Annotated in this window: 10 protein-coding genes; 4 read left to right on the top strand and 6 right to left on the bottom strand. The window is 30.1% G+C overall.

Annotated features, from left to right (window positions below; all coding sequences use genetic code 11):
* Positions 1-92 precede the first annotated feature (92 nt).
* Positions 93-890 (top strand): hypothetical protein, encoded by a 798-nt coding sequence (locus J3U20_RS05845; RefSeq protein WP_160542010.1) that lies wholly within the window; start codon positions 93-95, stop codon positions 888-890.
* Positions 880-2,709: a chloride channel protein gene (locus J3U20_RS05840; protein ID WP_160542009.1), complete on the top strand. Its 1,830-nt coding sequence runs from the start codon at positions 880-882 to the stop codon at positions 2,707-2,709. The genes J3U20_RS05845 and J3U20_RS05840 overlap by 11 nt, the downstream gene beginning before the upstream one ends.
* A gap of 120 nt (positions 2,710-2,829) precedes the next feature.
* On the opposite strand, the gene J3U20_RS05835 is transcribed toward J3U20_RS05840, so the two are convergent.
* The 4 genes from J3U20_RS05835 to rpsA all read right to left on the bottom strand — a co-directional run bounded on the left by J3U20_RS05835 (position 2,830) and on the right by rpsA (position 8,195).
* Positions 2,830-4,320, bottom strand: a complete 1,491-nt coding sequence (locus tag J3U20_RS05835) for an NAD(P)H-hydrate dehydratase (RefSeq protein WP_160542008.1) — start codon at positions 4,318-4,320, stop codon at positions 2,830-2,832.
* A gap of 14 nt (positions 4,321-4,334) precedes the next feature.
* Positions 4,335-4,841, bottom strand: a complete 507-nt coding sequence (locus tag J3U20_RS05830) for a DNA-3-methyladenine glycosylase (protein WP_160542007.1) — start codon at positions 4,839-4,841, stop codon at positions 4,335-4,337.
* A 302-nt stretch (positions 4,842-5,143) separates the two neighbouring features.
* The gene (locus tag J3U20_RS05825) at positions 5,144-6,145 is read right to left on the bottom strand and encodes a 2-hydroxyacid dehydrogenase (protein ID WP_160542006.1); all 1,002 of its coding nucleotides are present in this window, start codon (positions 6,143-6,145) and stop codon (positions 5,144-5,146) included.
* Positions 6,146-6,401: 256 nt separating this feature from the next.
* Positions 6,402-8,195, bottom strand: coding sequence for a 30S ribosomal protein S1 (gene rpsA, locus J3U20_RS05820; RefSeq protein ID WP_105297958.1), 1,794 nt, complete (start codon positions 8,193-8,195; stop codon positions 6,402-6,404).
* A gap of 615 nt (positions 8,196-8,810) precedes the next feature.
* On the opposite strand from rpsA, the gene J3U20_RS05815 reads away from it, so the two are divergent.
* Positions 8,811-9,533 carry a class I SAM-dependent methyltransferase gene (locus J3U20_RS05815; RefSeq protein ID WP_160542005.1) on the top strand — a complete coding sequence of 241 codons (723 nt, stop codon included), beginning with the start codon at positions 8,811-8,813 and terminating at the stop codon, positions 9,531-9,533.
* A complete protein-coding gene (locus J3U20_RS05810) occupies positions 9,534-10,250 on the top strand; it encodes a ZIP family metal transporter (RefSeq protein ID WP_160542004.1) in 717 nt (238 codons plus the stop codon).
* A 70-nt stretch (positions 10,251-10,320) separates the two neighbouring features.
* Here the strand turns inward: J3U20_RS05810 and J3U20_RS05805 are convergent, their stop codons facing one another.
* Together J3U20_RS05805 and J3U20_RS05800 are read right to left on the bottom strand one after the other, a co-directional pair.
* Positions 10,321-11,598: an MFS transporter gene (locus J3U20_RS05805; protein ID WP_160542003.1), complete on the bottom strand. Its 1,278-nt coding sequence runs from the start codon at positions 11,596-11,598 to the stop codon at positions 10,321-10,323.
* Between the two features lie 32 nt (positions 11,599-11,630).
* Complete coding sequence (locus J3U20_RS05800) at positions 11,631-13,886, bottom strand: TonB-dependent receptor (RefSeq protein WP_221410873.1); 2,256 nt, start codon at positions 13,884-13,886, stop codon at positions 11,631-11,633.
* Positions 13,887-14,090: the final 204 nt, after the last annotated feature.

Genomic DNA, 14,090 nt, shown 5'->3' with positions numbered 1-14,090 from the left:
TTTATTTTTAACGGGCTTACCCTTACGAAATGCGCCTAAATATACATATTATAGGTAATATTTGTTTAATTTTGTAAGCTAATAAATTATTTATGAATAGTACTCTACAAAGTAAATTAGATAAATTAAAGGAGAACGGTTATAATTTATCTATTAATCAAGTAATTATGGATGGGTTTACCGCTTGGAAAAATATTATTTTTTATGGAGTATTTAGTATTTTGTTTACCTATATTTTTACTAACTTAATTAATAATTTATTGGGTCGCTATCTAGGAACTAATATAATTGATCTGGAATTTATTAAAGCGATTAATAAATTAAATAATCCTCAAGCGTTCAACAAAATTATCCCATTAGTTCAAAACTATATATCAAATCCTTTAATAATTGTAAAAAATTTATTGTCTTCAGTTATTGGTATTCTTTTATACCCTTTAACTGCAGGCGTTGTTTATTGTGCTTATCAAACAGATAAAAACGGAAAAGCAAGTTTTAAAGAGTTTATAAGTGGCTATCAAGGTACTAAGTTTTTTAAACTTATTGGATTAGCTTTCATTGTACTAATTTTACATATCATTAGTACTTTCCTTTTGTTTATTCCTTCTCTTTATTTTACACCTGCTTTTATTTTAGCCGGAGCTTTTATAATTATTGATGATGTCCCCTTAATTCAAGCTATTACTTATAGTTTTAGAATCGTAAATAAGAAATTTGGAAAAGTATTTTTATTATTAGTAATATCCTGTTTGATTAGTAAAGTTTTAGGAATCTTTTTGTGTGTTGTAGGTATTATTTTCACATATTCTTTTTCTCAAGCCATAGTTTATTCTTTGTATAAAAATACTGTTGGTTCAATAGATGTTGATGATGAAATAAATGAAAATTAATCAATCTATTATAAAAAAACATTTTGAGTCCTATTGGGATTCAATTAAAAAATTACGAGTAAAATATAACATCGTAATACGAAAATTCAGGAATCAAAATCCTCAAGCGTTTATTTACTTAGCAAGTACATTAATTGGAATAATTGGAGGAATAAGTGCGGTAATTTTAAAAAATTTAGTTAGTTTAACTGAAGAACTGATTTATCATAATAAAAATTTTAATTTCAATTATTGGACTATTTTTTTCCCTACCATCGGCATTATTTTGACCGTTATTTTTATTAAATATTGGGTTAAAATGGATATAAGTCATGGAGTTGAAAAAGTCTTATTTGCTATTTCCAAGAAACGTAGTATAATAGATAAAAAAAATACATACAGTTCGATTATAGCCAGTTGTTTAACCATCGGTTTTGGAGGATCTGTAGGTACCGAAGCTCCCATTGTATATACAGGAGCAGCCATTGGATCTAATATAGCCCAGGAATTTAAACTTAACTTAAAATTAAGAACTTTATTCATTGCTTGTGGATGTTCCGCAGCCATTGCTGGTATTTTTAAGGCTCCGATAGCTGCCATTATTTTTTCGCTTGAAGTTATTATGATCGATTTAAGTATGTGGTCATTAATACCTATTTTAATTTCTTCAACCACAGGGGCTTTAATTTCTTATTTTTTATTAGGTGATAATATATCGTTTTATTTTGCGATTTTTGAGCCATTCGATAAATCGAAAATTCCTTACTATATAATTTTAGGTGTTATTTGTGGTTTTTTTTCATTGTATTTTATAAAAATCGGTCGTTTAATTGAGAAGAAATTTTCTACCAGTAAAAGCATCTATTTAAAAGCTATTTTGGGCGGTTTAGCAGTAGGTATTCTGATCTTTATTTTTCCTCCGCTTTTTGGTGAAGGATATATCGGGCTGCAACATTTAATGAGTTCTCACCCGGAAAGTATAGCAAAAAATTCTTTCTTTTATATATTGAGAGAAAATGATTATTTTCTTATTCTTTTTTTAGTAGGCATTTTGTTTATAAAAGTGGTTGCCAGTAGCTTTACTACTTCGTCTGGGGGTATTGGCGGGGTATTCGCTCCTGCTCTTTTTACCGGAGGAATTTTAGGTTTTGTATTTACAAAAATTATTAATCTTACTAGCTTTACCAAGCTTTCTGAACATAACTTTACTTTAGTGGGAATGGCGGGTGTAATGGCAGGTATCATGCATGCTCCCATGACCTCGATTTTCCTTATTGCTGAAATTACAGGAGGATATAGTTTATTATTTCCTTTAATTATTACTTCTACCATTGCTTATCTTGTGAAATATCATTTTGATAAACATTCTGTTTATACCTATAATTTAAAAAGAAATAATGAGATGATTACTCATAATAAAGACAAAGAGGCTATTCGTAGAATGAATATTAAAAATCTTATAGAAAAGAATTTCGTTAAAATTTCTTTATCTTTATCCTTTTCTGAGTTTATAAATGAAGTAATTCCTTCTTCAAGTAAAAAGTTTTTTATCGTTGAAGATTCGGATCAGAAATTTAAAGGATATATCATTTTGGATGATCTTATTAATATTTTGCTCCATAAGGAACGTTATGAAAGTTTACATATTGTTGATCTTGTTACCCAACCGTCTGAGTGTATTTCTTTACTTGATGATAATGAAACTATTTTTAGAGTTTTCGATAAGTCAAATTCTTTGTATTTACCGGTAGTTGAAAATGATCAATTTATCGGAATGCTTTCTAAATCTAAATTATTGGATAAATACCGAAAATTAATCGTAGATTTTTCAGAAGATTAAGTTATTTATTTAATAATACATTACCGGAATTAAAAACTATTGGAATAATAGATTTCTTATGTCGCTAAGTATTAAGTGTAATGCCGGTAATGTTTACTAAAAAATTATTTTTATTTGTGTTTACTTATTTAATTCCAAGAATACATCGGAAAGACACTGTATTATACTTTGAGCTGTCATAGCTTCTTGAGAAAATTTCTCTGAGGCATAATCTCCTGCTTTGCCGTGAATGTAAACCCCTAAAATAGCTGCCAATTTCGAGTCATAACCTTGTGCCAATAATCCGGTGATAATACCTGTTAAAACGTCCCCACTTCCCCCTTTTGCCATTCCGGCATTACCTGTAGCATTATAATAACAAAGACCATCCGGTAATAAAATTGCTGTGTTATGTCCTTTAATGACTATAACAATTTCATGCTCTTTTGCTTTTTTCCTGGCAAGTTCGCATTGCTCTAAAGTAGAGTTAGTTTTACCAAACAATCGCTCAAATTCTTTAGGGTGTGGAGTGATAATAGAATTTTTAGGAACTAAATTTAATAAATCTTTGCTTTCTGAAATTATATTGAGTGCGTCAGCATCCAAAACCATCGGATTTTTTTCATTTTGCAGCATTTTTTCAAATGCCATTTTTGTTAAAACCTCTGTACCTAGCCCCGGGCCTATACCTATGGTATAATTTTTAAATGGAATTTGTATGTCTTCTATGTATTTATCTCCGCATGAGAAAAACATAGCTTCGGGAGCAACGGTTTGAAGTACTAAACTGCCGTATTCAGGAGCTCCGGTAAATACTAATCCGGTACCCACGCGTAAAGCAGACAAGGTGGAGAAGGTTATAGATCCCATTCTTCCATAGCTTCCCCCTATTATTATGGCTTTTCCGAAAGTTCCTTTATTACTGAACGGACTTCTTCTTTTATAATTTTTTTCAAAAAAATCATTTTCTATAAGGTAATTATCGGTTTGTTCATTTTCAATGAATTTTTTGTCCAAACCTATATCCAGTACATGTATTTTACCGGCATATTGTGCTGCTTCAGGATGTAAAAAAGATCTTTTATAAAATTCAAAAGTCAAGGTTTCATCTGCCCTAAACACCGTTTGGTTTTCTTCGGGAAGTGAATCTGTAAATAATCCTGAAGGTATATCAATTGAAATTTTTATAGCATTGATTTCATTTAATTTTGAAACTATTTTTTCAGCTTCTCCTTTCAATTTGTTATTTAATCCTATACCAAATAAAGCATCAATAATAATCGCTTTTTCTTCATTAACTTCAAAATCGTCTCCTTCAATAAAATCTACTGATTTTGGAAATTTATCAAAATTGATTTGAGTATCTTCTGTAAAGTCAGAAGAGGATTGTATAATAAAAGCTTCAACATTATAATTTTCATTATTCAACAATCTAGCTAAAGCTAAACCATCTCCTCCATTATTTCCTTTTCCACAAAAAATGTAATAGGTATATTCGTTCGAGTATCTGCTTTTTAGCCATTCAAAACAAGCTAAAGCTGATTTTTCCATTAAATCTAAGGATGTTGTCATTTCACTTTCAATGAATTGACTTGCACATTCTTTTATTTGCGTTGATGTTAATATCTTCATAAGTATTGTTAGTTTCAAGTTATTATAAATCTCCAAAGTTTATTCTTCCAAATTTCTCCTGCATAGTCTATTCCTACTCGTACGGTGGTAATAAAATTTGGTTTAATTTGAGAATCTTCAACCCAAATTTTTTTAGAAGAAGCTAAATCTTCTCCATAAAAATCTTTATTTAACTGTAATAATTTGCCAACTCGTCCCGGACCGGAACATTCCTCAACGCCTCTTATTAATACTGCTTGAGGTTGGTTCTCTTTACCCGTAACAAAGTTTAGCATCCAATATATTCCATATATCAGATAAACATATACTTTTCCTCCTTCATGGTACATAATCTCTGTTCTTTTGGTTCTACCTTTACTTGCATGACAGGCTAAATCTTCTTCTCCTCCGTATGCTTCTGTTTCCGTAATAGTATATTTTACTATTTCTCCGGAATCATAAGCTCTTACGATTTTTTTCCCTAATAATTCCTGCGCTACAAAAAATGCTTCTTTTTGAAAAAATTTAGTATCGATTCTCATTTTATCTTCACATCGGTAAAAATAAGTACTTTTTTTGAATTATAAGTTATTAAAATAAAATTTGATTAATAAAAATAACATTTTATTTTATTTATCTAAAATCACCTGATGAAATCAAGTTTTTTTTATTTATATATCAAACATTTATCAAATTATTTATAATTTTAAAAAAAATACTTAAAATATATTTTATTTTATAAAGAAATATAATATATATTGAATTTATTTTTTACTCTTTAGGAAGTTGAAATTCGATTTTATTTTCTTTTAAGCTTTCAAAAATGAAAATAAAGTTTCGCTACCTATACTAATTCTGCCGCTTTATTTTCAATACTGTTGTTATTGCTTAACTGTCTTAAGTTATCTAATGTTACTAATGCTATTTGTGTTAATGCTTCTTCTGTGAAAAATGCCTGATGCGCCGTTACTAAAACGTTAGGGAACGAAAGTAATAATTGTATTTTGTCATCTTCAATGATGGTTTCAGATAAATCCCTAAAGAATAATTTATCTTCTTGTTCATAAACATCAATCCCTAATGCACCAATTTTTTTAGATTTTAATCCGTCAATAATATCTTGTGTATTAATTAAACCTCCTCTACTGGTATTAATTAAATACACGCCGTTTTTCATTAAGCTTATCGTATGTTTGTTTATTATGTGATGTGTTTCAGGGGTTAAAGGGCAATGTAAAGAAATTATATCGGATTGTTTTAGTAACTCTTCTAAGGTAACGTATTGAAATCCTTCTTTTTTTAGTTCTTCATTGGGATAGACATCGTAAGCTAATACGTTTGTCCCTAAGGCTTTTATTGTTTTACAAAATACTTTACCAATATTACCTGTTCCTATAACACCCACCGTTTTTTTATAGATGTTGGTACCCAATAATCCATTAAGGGAAAAATTTTGCTCTCTAACTCTATTGTATGCCTTATGTGTTTTTCTGTTTAAGGTTAAAAGCATCGCCAATGTATGCTCTGCTACTGCTTGAGGAGAATATGCAGGAACTCTGCATACTTTTATTTCATATTTTTTTGCAGCTTCTAAATCTACATTGTTGAATCCTGCATTTCTTAATGCTATATATTTAATTCCTCTTTTTTTTAGTTTTTTAATTACCCCTTCGTTTAATTTATCATTTACAAAAACGCAAATGGCATCGGTTCCTTCTTCAATTATATTGACTGTATGTTCATCCAAATTGGGTTCAAAATATTCTAAATCAAAATTAAAATTTTTGTTACATTCATTAAAGAATTTTATATCATAGGGCTGTGTTGAAAAAAATGATACCTTCATATTTAAACTTTTATCATTAAACTTAATTTTTATATAATTACAAATATTGTACAAAATTATATATAAATTTTTTCCGGTATAAAGTTTATTTTTTTAAAGATAAAATATAAAGTGGCGGTATAATAGGTAATAAATTTATATTCAATAAGTTAATCTAAATAACAAATTTACATGTTGGTTATATTAAATAAAAAAAGAACCGTAAATAAATACGGTTCTTTATGAATTATTTTAGGAAATGGCTATATTATAAGGATTATTGTCCTTCTTCCATTTTTCTTTTTAATTCTTGTAATTCGTCTAAATCACCTAAAGTAGATTTTTCAACAGTTTGATTTTGTGATTTAACTTGTTTTTCTGTTTCTTCTCTATTTTCTTCTTCACGGAAAGTTCCTGTATGAGAAACTACAATTCTTTTGAATTCTTTATTAAATTCAATTACTTTGAATTCAGTTTCATCACCTTTTTTAATTTTGGAACCGTCTTCTTTTTCTAATAATCTAGATGGACAGAAACCTTCTACTTCAGCGTCTTCAAATTGAACAGTAGCTCCTTTGTCGAATAGCTGAACTACTTTACCTGTGTGTACAGTTCCTTCAGCATATTTAACTTCGTATTTTTCCCAAGGGTTTTCTGTTAATTGTTTGTGACCTAAGCTCAATCTTCTAGCATCTGTATCTAATTCTAATACTACTACATCTAGTACGTCACCAACTGAACAGAATTCGGAAGGATGTTTAATTTTCTTAGTCCAAGATAGATCTGAAATGTAAATTAACCCATCTACTCCAGCTTCTAATTCAACAAATACTCCAAAATTGGTAAAGTTTCTTACTGTTCCTTTGTGTTTAGAACCAATTGGATATTTTGCTGTTATATCAGTCCATGGATCCGGAGTTAATTGTTTCATACCTAAAGACATTTTTCTTTCTTCTTTATCTAAGGTAAGAATAACACATTCTACTTCATCTCCGATTTTAACAAAATCTTGAGCTGATCTTAAATGAGTAGACCAAGACATTTCAGAAACATGTATTAATCCTTCTACTCCCGGTGCAACTTCTACAAAAGCTCCATAGTCTGCTAAAACAACTACTTTACCTTTGATTTTATCTCCAACTTGTAAGTTTGGATCTAATGCATCCCAAGGATGTGGTTCTAATTGTTTCATTCCTAATTGGATTCTAGATTTTTGATCATCAAAATCAAGAATTACCACATTAACTTTTTGATCTAATTGAACTACTTCAGATGGATGATTTATTCTGCTCCAAGATAGGTCTGTAATATGGATTAATCCGTCTACACCTCCTAAATCAATAAATACTCCGTAAGAAGTTATATTTTTAACAACTCCTTCTAATACCTGACCTTTTTCAAGTTGTCCGATAATTTCTTTTTTCTGATCTTCAATATCTGCTTCGATCAATGCTTTATGAGAAACAACTACATTTTTAAATTCGTGGTTAATTTTAACGATTTTAAATTCCATAGTTTTTCCTACGTATTGATCGTAATCGCGGATTGGTTTTACATCAATTTGTGAACCCGGTAAGAAAGCTTCGATGCCAAATACATCTACAATCATACCTCCTTTAGTTCTTGATTTTACATAACCTTCAACGATTTCCCCGGTCTCATGAAGCTCATTAACTCTATCCCATGCTTTAAGCATTCTTGCTTTTCTATGAGAAAGTTGTAATTGACCGGTTTTATCTTCTCTTTGAGCAACCATAACTTCAACCTCATCTCCAACTTTAAGATTTGGATTGTAACGGAACTCATTCAAAGAGATAACTCCTTCTGATTTAAAGTTTATATCAACGATTGCTTCTTTGTCAGTAATACGAACAACTTTACCTTTGAAAACTTGATTTTCGTCAAGTTCTCTCAAAGAAGTATCATACATTTTTTCTAACTCAGACTTTTCTTTTCTATCCTCAGCATTTAATCCGGATTCAAAAGAATCCCAGTCAAATTGCTCAGGAGCAACATTTGCATTTTTAAGAGTTTCTTGCTCTTCTACTAAATTTTTAGTCTCTTCGGACATATTTTTATAAACATTGTATTCCTTTGCTTTTCAATGTAAGATAAAGGCGAAATTGATGCTTAGGAAGTGGTTATACTTGATGTTATTACGATTTTCTTACTTTCGCCAAATCGAGGCGCAAATATACTAAAAAAATTTTAATTAAACTTAATTTTTATCTTCTTTTTTACTGATTTACTTTAAGTTAATCAATATTTATTAAAAATTATTACCTTTTAGCTCATAGAAATATAAATAATTAAAAAAATAGTTTATTATACCTTTATTTAATTTATTAACCAACTATATTTCAATTGACTACTATCAAAAAAACTAATTTTCTTTTCAAAAATCCTAAGTAAAAAATATTAACAATTAAAATAAAATCAAATGTTAAATCCAAATAATTTTTTGTTTCCCTATGAATTCGAGTATCCTAAACACAAAGCCATATAAATTTATATTCCCGGTTCAATTATTAAATTATAATACAATATAAATTACTACTAGTAGTGATCTTTCAGTTTTTAAAATTAAAATAAGTTAAAATAAGACTTATCTATTATAAATAAAAAATCTTACTAATTCTAAGAATAATGTTATTAATAGGTAAAAAAATTGTATTAAATTTGAGGTATGGATTGGTTTGCAGAATGGTTTAATACTCCTTATTATCATATATTATATAAAAATCGTGATGATCAGGAAGCTCAAGAATTTATAACGAATTTATTAAAATATCTTGCCTTACGTAAGGAAAGTAAAATTTTAGATTTGGCTTGTGGTAAAGGTAGACATAGTATTTTTTTAAATAAATTGGGATACGATGTTATCGGCGTTGACCTTGCACCGGAAAGCATTGCTTATGCAAAGAGTTTTGAAAATGAACATCTTAAATTCTTTGTTGCAGATATGAGAAGAAGTAATTTCCCGAACCATTTTAATGCCATTTTCAATTTATTTACCAGTTTTGGCTATTTTAGTGATGATGAAGATAATTTAAACGTTTTTCAATCTGTTTTTGAACAATTGTTAAGTAAAGGAATATTTGTGATGGATTTTATGAATGTTTCCTTAGCAATGGATACACTTGTTAAACAAGAGGACAAAGAAGTAGACGGTATTTTATTTCATCTGCAGAGGAAAATTGAAGATGGATTTATTATAAAAGATATTACATTTCAAGATAAAGGTAAAAATTTTCATTTTCAAGAAAGAGTAAGAACTTTTAAACTGAATTATTTTGAAAGTCTGGCCAAAAAAGTAGGATTTACTTTAAAAAATGTATTCGGTGATTATCATCTCCTCCCATTTGAAGAAAAAAATTCTCCCCGTCTAATTTTAATTTTTGAAAAATAAATGGATTATATCGTATTGATTTCTGCTGTAATCATCGGAGCAGGAATAGCTTATTTTTTCCAAAATAATTCAAAATTTAATAAACAACTTTTAATGTTTAGTGCTGGATTGCTTTTAGCAATTACTGTATTAGATATGTTTCCTTCTTTGTATATAGATGGAGGTATAAATGCAGGAATATGGATTATTATCGGGGTTTCCATACAATTAATCTTAGAAGGATTATCTAAGGGAATCGAACACGGTCACTTACACAGCTCGGAACATCATACGGACAGCGTTATTCCGATTAGTGTAATGCTGGGTTTGTTTATTCATTCATTTTTAGAAGGAACTCCATTGGAAGTTCATCATATACATAATCATGGTGCTCATGATCATTCCATGCATTCATCAAATATTTTATGGGCGCTAAGCATCCATAAAGTTTCGGAATCCATTGTTTTATCTACTTTTTTATTTTCTTTACCTATTAAAAGGATATATTCTTTCTCTATTCTTGTTTTGTTTGCCGTTTCAGCTCCTATTGGGGCTTTCTTTGGTTCATTCTTAGATCCTCATATTTATCCTAAATTGTTGGGTATCGTAGCCGGAATTTTTTTACATATTTCTTCTGTGATTATATTTGAAAGTAATGAAAAGCATTCCTTAAATTGGCAAAAATTACTTTTAGTATTTAGTGGAATGTTCGTAGGTTTTTTAATTTCTGTAGTTTAAAATATGCGGTTTTTACCTAAAAAAATTCCCCTAAAATGTTAGGGGAATTGATCTTTATATAAAAATATGATTAGTTGACGGGTATATCTTTATTTACATTTTTACTTCCGATTAATGCATAATAAAGGATATAAGCAAATTCTATGATAATTAACCAATAACTGGATAAAAAGCCAAATAAATCAGCAAAATAATTTTGTATGAGGGGCAAAATTCCTCCTCCACATACCATCATCATAAAAATTCCGGATGCTGCTGATGTGTATTTTCCTAATCCTTCTACCGCTAAATTAAATATACCTCCCCACATTACGGAAGTACACAATCCACACAATACAAAAAATACGATGGTAATAGGTAATTCTGCAAAACCTATAGATATATCCGATTTAAATACTGGCATACTTACCGTAGAAGAAATAGGACTAATAATTGCTAAAATTATGAATATTAAACCTAGAAGTGAGGTAAAGGCCAACATAGCCTTACTGGATATACGAGCTCCTAATGATGCTCCTATTAATCGACCAATGAGCATTAAAAACCAATAGGTTCCTACTACCGTTCCAGCCACAGTTGTATCAATACCTAAACCTCCTTTGTCTGGTGCAGAAGTCATAAATAAATTGGCGGTATTGGGAATTCCTACTTCAATACCTACATATATAAATATGGCTACTACTCCTAAACAAAAATGTCTAAATGAAAATGCACTATATTTTCCTTCAATTTTTTCTTTTTTATCTAAAAAAGGTTCCGGTATATTTACCAACAACAACACGATAAAGGCAAGGACAAATATCCCCATAGCCAAGAAAAGAGCGGGATTTGCTTCTTTTATGGTTGCTCGTGATGCATTTCCGATTAAATACCCTACCAACACAGGTACAATAGTAGCTCCCATTGAATTTATTGAACCGCCTAATTGAAGCAAAATATTCCCTTTTTTACCTCCTCCTCCTAACGTATTTAACATAGGATTTACAACGGTATTTAGCATACACATAGAGAAACCGGAAATAAAAGCTCCTATTAAATAGGCAACAAAACTTTCCATTCCCCCGGATAAGTATTGAATTCCAACGCCTAAAAATCCAACCACAATGGCTACTAAGGCTGTTTTTTTATATCCTATTTTTTGTAACAGCATACCCGCCGGAATACCCATAAATGCATAAGCTATAAAGTTTGCAGCATTACCTAGTTGAGACATAAAGTTGGATGCCCCAAATTGATTTTTGACAATTATTCCCATAGGATTTTGTAAGCCTGTTACAAATGAAATCATAAAAAACAGGGCAAACATCATTGCTATAGGTAATGCGTAATTTTTTTCTTTATTAGTCATATTTAGTATTATTTTTTAATTATTATTATAGGTTAAAAAGAGTATTTAAGACCAAACTCAACTGTAAAAGGACGGATGTATGTTCCCGAAAGAATAGTTCCTTCCTTCTTTTTAGCTTCTTCGGAAGTTAAGATCAAATCAGAATCCCCCATATCTCCTTTAGCTCCCCTTTGATTGAATAAATTTATCACAGTTGATGAGAAACTTAAGTTTTTGGTAATAGCATATTGTAAACCGGCAAAAGTTTCCCAACGACTTGCAAAATATATTGTATTCGGTCTATTGGCATATTGTTTACTGAAATATCTTGCACTCGCCCAAATCCTTAAATCTTTCCAAACATAGCTCGGATCAATCTCTAATAAAACTTTAGAAATACCCGTTACATATTTATCTGTGAAATCGTATTTAGCTGCTGCACCGTCTTTAAATTTAACTTCTCCGACAAAATTTTTATATTTTGGACTTTGTAAAGTGATCAAAAAGTGTAATTCAAAGTTTTTTATGGGTTTTGATATGATATCTGTAGTCCATCCTATAGTTTCAATATCATAATTTGTAGTTTCTCTTTTCACTTCTCCCGGATTATTGGGATTGGAAAAATTTACTGTTGAACGATATTCATTACGGGTGATATAGGTTGCCTTAGAAACTATACTTGCTAACGGATGATTGAAATATACTCCAAACCCTGCAGTTGGTATTTTAGATTTTTTGATTTTAGGATCAACTCCAATGTTATAGTATTCTAAGTGTCCGGCTTGTTCATTGTAATTAACCTCACCTAGTAAACCAAATTTAGGGGTCATTTTATATACTGCATTTAACATGTAGGATTGATTAACCCAATCTTTATCAATATCAATTTTAGGTCCTGTTAATGTTTGCAATCCTAAATTTCTGTCCTGGTAATCTCCCCGTAATGCTTGATACTCAATACGTCCACCCAAATTTAATTCTAATTTATCGGCCAATAACCATTTATCTAATATATATAATGCTAATTTATTTTCATTCCCATTATGATATTCTAGTCCTTGATTTAAATTAAAATCTCCATTGGCATTTGCCGTACCTCCTACTTGAATTAATTTTCTTGGATTCGGTGCCACCTCTTGAAAATACATAGCAGATTCTGTAGCATATTTATCCACTTTATAATGCCATTCGTTTAAACCAACTTTCAAATCGTGGTTTCCTATCTTTTTACCTAATTCAACGGTACCGGTTATAGATTTAACAGGAGTTTTTCTTGTTGCTAATATTAATACCCCTTGTGCGTTATTTCCCATATAAGCTTCTCCCGTATCAGCATATACATACTCTCCCGGTTTTGCTTCGGAAACTCCTGCCATAATAGGTATGTAAATTCCCACTTTGGATGAATGGTAACGAACCATGTAATTTAAATAAAATCCATTATCAAATTTGTTATTACCCAGTAGATCAACTGTATGGGATTCTGTTCCGAAATCGTCTAATATATCTTTTTCTACCAAGTTTCCGGTAAAAGCATCCATTAATGTTATTTTTCCGGATCTTTCATGATACGATTTCCGCCCAATTTTAAATCCCGATATTTCACTTACATCCCCATCTTTTCCATACATAAAAGGGCTGTAATTATAGGTTAGATTTTTAACATTAACATATTTATATAATACTGAAACAGAGCCTTCTCCTCCTCTGTATTTATAGTCTTGAGTTAAGGCCATTTTATACATTTGAGTTTTATCGGCATAATATTTATCTATAATTGATGGTTTAAAAGTACCCGGGTCAAAGCTCAGATAAGCACCGGCTGAATATTTAAGTCCCTTAGTATTTATAGGTCCGCTCACATTTGCACTTCCTCTCATTAATCCAAAATGATTGGATTCCAGGTTAATTATACCTTGAAGCTTATCTGTGCCTAGATTATCAAACGTATTTAAGGAAAAACCTACATCTCCAATATTGATAAAGGTTTGTCCTAAGTCAAATAAACCCGTACGATTAAGCGTAACATCGGATCTCCATGCTTTAGTAGGTAGTTCCGGCCAATAGTGGAATACTACCGGCAGACCATTCTCAAGAATAGTAGTACCTCCTACTGAAGCGGGTAGACCGATATTTACATCTCTGGGACCGGTACTATTTGCTGCATTTAACATGACATTCCTATCATTTTTCTGTTCTATGTCTACTTTTATCGTATCATTTTTTGTTTGATTTTGACTATATATTTCATTGGTACTTATCAGTAATAAAAGTACTGATAATGAATATATACTTTTTTTATTTCTCATCTTTTATAAATTTTATTTCAGTGGTTTCGTGCTCTGCTCTTTTTTATATACACAGAGTTTTATGTTCTTTGAAATTGATGAATTATAACAGTATCAAACACTAAAAATTTTTAAGCCGACTTAATGATAGTTTTTTCATGAAAACCATATATTACAAATAAATTAAAGTATTTATACTATTATGTAAATGCGTATGCGTATAAA

Source organism: Apibacter sp. B3919, from assembly GCF_026537405.1.
Classification (GTDB): Bacteria; Bacteroidota; Bacteroidia; order Flavobacteriales; family Weeksellaceae; genus Apibacter.
This window is presented reverse-complemented; position numbering and strand designations above follow the sequence as displayed.